The following is a 5115-nucleotide window of genomic DNA, read 5'->3' on the forward strand; positions in this document are numbered from 1 at the left end:
TCAGCATTCTTTAAGTCAACATTTGCATCGGAAACTTTTGATGCAGCGGTTGCTTCCGAAGCCTTAGCGTTTTCTAATGCACTTTCTTGATTTGAAACCGATTGATCCGTTTCTTCCTTGATCGTTCTTGCTTCTTCTACAACTTCAGAAGTTGGCGTTTTCGTTACAGTTGCAATTCCATTATGGACAAATACCCCGTCTACTTGTTTTATATTTGTAGACGAAGGAGACGTCGATTCAACACTTAATGTTGACTCATTTGGCTGAGTTGCAGTTACTTCATCCGCTTGTACAACAGAAAATCCCGCAGCTATTGATACAGCGGATACAGTTGCTTTGATCGTTTTCTTTTTCATAATTCCCACCTTTATGATTAAGTATTGAGCAATTTATCACTATCTAATTATAAACACCCGAATTATACTACATTTTATCAACTTTGTAAAGTTGTATCCAACCTTTTAAGAACTAGAATCTAACCTTCTAAGACTGTAAAATAGTCTTACGAGGTTACAAATGTCAAAATTACAAAAGTATATAAGCAAAAGAATACGGATTCTGCGGACCCAGTCAGGAATGACTCAGGAACAATTAGAAGAAAAAGCAGATCTTGGCACCAATTACGCGTATAAGTTAGAAAATTTAGAGCCCAATATAAAAATTAGTACGCTTGAGAAAATTATAGAAGCGTTAAATGTTGATCTACAAACCTTTTTTGATTTAACACTTAAAGAAGAAAGTACTGATTTAGCACAGCTTATTGACACTATCAAATCTTTACCAGAGTACAAACAAAATAAAGTCATTTCAGCTATTAATACAATTATTAACGAGACAAAATAAAAAAGTGGAAAAGGATAAGTAAAAAAACGATTCCTTTCCCACTTTTTTTGTGCCTAAAAATATAGCTATTAGCTATTAGAATATGCGATTCTTGGGTAACCAAACGTCATATCGAGGTTATCTACCTCGTAATTCTTGATCAATTCCCAGAAATCTGCAACTGATAACGCTGCAACTGATTCATGCCAATTGAATTTAAAAAACAAATCTAAGAGAAATTTAATTACTTGATGGGTTTTCGCTGTTTGTTCTACAGTATCAAATGTAATCAAAATTTTCTCACACAACGGATCAATTAATTCAATTTCAATACTATCATTTACAAAATTGAATGATACTTCTTGATCTTGATCATTCAAGATTGAAATATACTGATCCTCATCAAATGTTGAATAAAACATTCTAATATTAATTTCTTCATTGTGATTAATTAACTCTGTAAGATATTGTTGAGTTAAATTAATCACATGGTTTTTATACGTTTTCATTTTGTTTTCCTCCGATTATTATTAAAAAAAGATTTTTCATTCGTGAATTTTCACGGTGGCCTTACTCTCTTTAATATTATTAAACGATTGTTCTTGAGCATCTGCTACCCCCTTTTTTAAGGAACAAAAAAAAGACAGTTCACCACTGCCTTTTTTTCTTCACTATTATTATGCCATTTTTTTGTAAAAATAAAAACAACATTTCCGTTCCTAAAATAACGATGTTTTTCTTCTATCTTTTTTTTTATCAAAATATGGCATACTATTATTGTAAATTAAATTGAGCAAGTAGAGCCATTAGTCATATGATGAGAAAGTTTGTTACTGGGCACGGTAAACGTACTTATCTCTCATATGCTAGTCATTGCAAAGGAAAAAACTAAGAAAAAAAGAAAGAAAATCTAAATGGTTATTCTCTACTGAATAACATGAAGTAAAGAATAACCATTTAGTAGATAAAAAAGTAAAGAAAAACGTGTTTAAGGTAAAATAAAAAAGGTAAAAATAAAAGTAAATACTAAAAAAATAACTAGTTTAGTAAGCAAAAGAATAATGTAAAAAAAAGTAAAATAGAAAAGTTTTATAAGCTCGAACAAGCAATGACATCTTTATGATCCTTCCAAACATAGATCACGGTGAGTACTGAAAATCTATCGCAAACATTAAACTTCAAGAGTTAGCCTCGATGGGAAGTATCAAAAGCATACCCAGCTTTTAAAAAAAGGGTGGGAGGCAGTTTAACAATAATATGTAATTATTTTAGAAAGGAATGTATAATGCCAAGAAAAAGGAATTCTCTCAAGCACGATTTATTTATTGCAGCTTCAAAAAATATCACAAACAATCGAACGAGGACAAGCTATAAAAGAGCAATTACTCGATTCACAAAGTGGGCTAAAGAACACAATATTAAGAAAATTTCAGATATTACAGAAGAAGTGATTCAATTATATCAACTAGATCTAAACGATGATCCAAAACAATACTCTGTTGCTACCATCCATACTTATTTAGCACCTATTTGCAAAGCAGTTGATATCAACATGAATAGAATTAGAAAAGACAAGCGTTCCAGTGACAAAATTATCCGAGGTCGTGTAAAATCAAAAAACTCACAAGGTAAGCATCAAGAAACAGACTCTCGCTTCTCTCGGCTGGTTAATTTTCAGCGGGCAGTTGGGATTCGTAGATCCGAATTAAAAAAATTAAAAGGAAAAGATATTCGAAAAGATAATAATGGAAATTACTATGTTTTAGTTCAGCGTGGAAAGGGAGGAAAATTTCAACCTCAACTTATTCTTCCTCAAGATGTTCCAGTCGTCCTCGACACCTTTAAAAATAAACAAGAGGATGATTATATCTTTACAGATGTAGAAATGAATAATCTAATCAATCTACATGGGATGAGAGCCCAACATGCAAGAGAGTGTTATTACTTCTACTTGAAGAAACTCCAAGATAATCCTAATTTCAAGGTGAATTTAAAAAATTTTTTAATAGAACGTTGGGAGGTTGGCCACCAAAATTTAAGGGATAATTCATTAAAGAAATTTGAGAAACAAAAGAAAAACTTCATTAATGAACTAAGAGATGAACCTTATAAAATTCGTGGATCAAACTATAAAAAAGCCTTAAATTCAGCACTGCCTACAAAATATAATCGTTTAGCCTTGATGGCTGTCTCGGTCTTCCATCTTTCCCACTGGCGTCTATCCGTCACAGTGACTAACTATATTCTTTAAAGTATCTCATTTTCGACTAAAAAATGAAAAATGAAGAAAAAAAAACGGAAAAAAACAATTTTGGAACGTTTTTGCGGCATACTATTATTATCCAATATTATCCAAATTTATTAGTGATATTTTATGAAAAAAAGAAAGGAAATTTAAAAATATGATTCACAATAAAAGTTCATCCATACAAAAACTAGAAAAAGAAGCAAAAATGTTGGAAAATGAGAAAGAAATTAAAAAGTGTTTTTCAAAAAAATCTAACTTTTGGGGAATCGACAAATGTGAATTATCTCTCATTGATTTCAACATTGACATTCTCAACTTTACTACTATTAATAGTAAAAAAGATACAAAAGTATTCTACAACTCTAACCACAAACTTCTTCAAATAGAAATTAAATCTGAAAAATTTGGTAAACTTACTATTTCTTTTGATGAATCGGGATATAAGAAAGAATATGCTAGGATAGAATTAATTAATCCGACATTAAATTTCGGAACAGTCGGTATTCACGGAATAAAGCAAAGGTTAGCAAATGCAATCCTATTGATTAAAAATGAATATGGAATTAGTATTACGTACAAAGATGCTATCTTCAAATTAATCGAACTAGCATTTACTGTTTCATTTGAGAAGAAGCCACATTTACAGGTAAGACGATTTTTAATAGAATGTCTATCTTTAGGAAGGAGCCCGAATTTTATTCAGCATAAGAATAAAAAAAATAATAGTGAGTACTCAATTCTCACTTGCAAAAGTAGAAAAGACGCATCATATGTACTTTACAACAAAATTGAAAAAGCTAAGGTTAATCGTCAGATCAGAAGAAAAAATTCTAGTTTAGAGAACGTCGATGTTCAAAGATTTGAATTAACACTAAAAAATCAAAAGATCAAACAGGAATTGGGTCTAAATACAATCAATGATCTAACAGATCAAAAAATAATAGAATATTTAGAGAATCACTTAATGTTGGCTTCTTTGCAATATATCAAAGCTATTAAAAGTTCAATAAAAGAATGTGAAAAAAAACTGCACGACACTTTTTCAAACTATAGTTCTCAAAGATATATTCCTCAATTTATTCTCGAGTTAGAAAATTATAGTAGTGAGGAATTAAAACCACTGATGATCGATGAAGAAATTATAACTTTCATGAATCCAACTTTTATTAAAAATAAAGCTAGAACAAAAAGAACGTTATTAAAAACATTTCAAAAAGAAAACTGTCAATCACCCCCAATGGTTTCGTGGCAAGTTCTAGATATTATTAATTTAATGTTTATAAGCTTAGAAGACGCTCGTAATACTGGTCTAGGTTTTCATACCAATTCTACGTCAGTTATTTTCCATAAAATAAGATTTAAGAACTTTTCTAAGAAAGAAAAACTTAAAACTTTTGAAAAAACAATTAAAAAAATGAAAAGAAATATTGAATATCAAGTTGATTGTAAACTTAAAGAGAGATTTTCAAAGAAAAAATTTATCGCTATTTTAGATAATTAAAATAGAGTAGATAATCCCAAAAACGCCTGCATTTCAGCAAGCATTTAAAAATATGTACACAAAGGTGGTGTACATAAGGAGGAAAAAAATGAATCAGCGGAAAATAAAAAGGTTATCAATTCTAGCGTCCAAACCAACATTGATAACCCCAAAAATCAACAAAAATAGCACAACTATTTCTGTTGTTGCTATTATCTCACAATATTAAAGATTACTCAAGAAAGGTGAGCAATATGCAAGTTATCCTACCCGATGAACAAATTCATCAAATTAAACGGTTGATAGGCAATCTAATTGAACAAGAAATTAAAAACAAATTGCACAATAGTCATTTTGACAGCCCTTTTTTAAATAAGAAACAAACCTGTGACTATCTAGGAATTTCAAACAATACACTGGATTCTTGGATAAAAAAGGGATTACCCGTTATTCGAGTTGGAAAAACCGTTCGATTTGATAAAACAGAAATCAATCGCTGGTTACAAAATCAGTAGCATTATAACCGTGGTTTGATATAATTAAGCCACGGTATTTTTCTAGCTCA

General features: G+C 30.3%; 6 protein-coding genes. 4 read left to right on the forward strand and 2 right to left on the reverse strand.

What is annotated here, in order from left to right; all coding sequences use genetic code 11:
* Positions 1-356: hypothetical protein (locus I2E70_RS10300; RefSeq protein ID WP_416385334.1), on the reverse strand; the 356-nt coding region annotated here is incomplete at its 3' end.
* 160 nt (positions 357-516) lie between these two features.
* Between I2E70_RS10300 and I2E70_RS10305 the strand changes: the two genes are divergently transcribed.
* The gene (locus I2E70_RS10305; RefSeq protein WP_003010093.1) at positions 517-843 is read left to right on the forward strand and encodes a helix-turn-helix domain-containing protein; all 327 of its coding nucleotides are present in this window, start codon (positions 517-519) and stop codon (positions 841-843) included.
* Positions 844-911: 68 nt separating this feature from the next.
* Here I2E70_RS10305 and I2E70_RS10310 read toward each other — a convergent pair whose 3' ends face one another.
* The gene (locus tag I2E70_RS10310) at positions 912-1331 is read right to left on the reverse strand and encodes a hypothetical protein (protein ID WP_049489383.1); all 420 of its coding nucleotides are present in this window, start codon (positions 1329-1331) and stop codon (positions 912-914) included.
* A 776-nt stretch (positions 1332-2107) separates the two neighbouring features.
* On the opposite strand from I2E70_RS10310, the gene I2E70_RS10315 reads away from it, so the two are divergent.
* The 3 genes from I2E70_RS10315 (at position 2108) to I2E70_RS10325 (ending at position 5065) form a co-directional block, all read left to right on the forward strand.
* Positions 2108-3073, forward strand: coding sequence for a phage integrase N-terminal SAM-like domain-containing protein (locus tag I2E70_RS10315; RefSeq protein WP_023919407.1), 966 nt, complete (start codon positions 2108-2110; stop codon positions 3071-3073).
* 151 nt (positions 3074-3224) lie between these two features.
* Positions 3225-4571, forward strand: coding sequence for a hypothetical protein (locus I2E70_RS10320; protein ID WP_003010082.1), 1347 nt, complete (start codon positions 3225-3227; stop codon positions 4569-4571).
* A 233-nt stretch (positions 4572-4804) separates the two neighbouring features.
* On the forward strand, positions 4805-5065 hold the full coding sequence (locus I2E70_RS10325; RefSeq protein ID WP_003013637.1) for a helix-turn-helix transcriptional regulator: 261 nt from the start codon (positions 4805-4807) through the stop codon (positions 5063-5065).
* Positions 5066-5115 lie beyond the last annotated feature (50 nt).

Origin of the sequence: Streptococcus parasanguinis, from assembly GCF_015556095.1 — a bacterium.
Classification (GTDB): Bacteria; Bacillota; Bacilli; order Lactobacillales; family Streptococcaceae; genus Streptococcus; species Streptococcus parasanguinis_Q.